We start from the raw sequence: 328 nt of genomic DNA on the forward strand, positions 1-328 counted from the left end.
GAAGAGCAGGCGGAGCTTTACCCGGACAACGTGGCCGCCGTCATGAACGAGCGGCAGCTGACCTACCGCGAGCTGAACGAGCGATCCAACCGCCTTGCGCGGAAGCTGCGGGAGACGGGAGTAGAAGCGGACCAGCTGGTAGCGATTCTGGCCGAACGCTCGCTCGATATGGTCGTCGGCATTCTGGCGATTCTCAAAGCGGGCGGAGCATACGTGCCTGTCGATCCCGACTACCCGGAGGAGCGCATCCGCTTCATGATCGAGGATTCGGGCGCGCCGTTATTGCTGATTCAAAAGCATCTGCACGAGAAGACCGACTTCGCAGGAA

Annotated in this window: 1 protein-coding gene; it reads left to right on the plus strand. The window is 61.0% G+C overall.

Annotation, left to right across the window (positions count from 1 at the left end; genetic code table 11):
* On the plus strand, positions 1-328 hold a 328-nt coding region (locus tag E0698_RS26385; protein ID WP_192513444.1), incomplete at both ends, for an AMP-binding protein.

Source organism: Paenibacillus sp. 23TSA30-6, from assembly GCF_014858585.1.
Lineage (GTDB): Bacteria > Bacillota > Bacilli > Paenibacillales > Paenibacillaceae > Paenibacillus.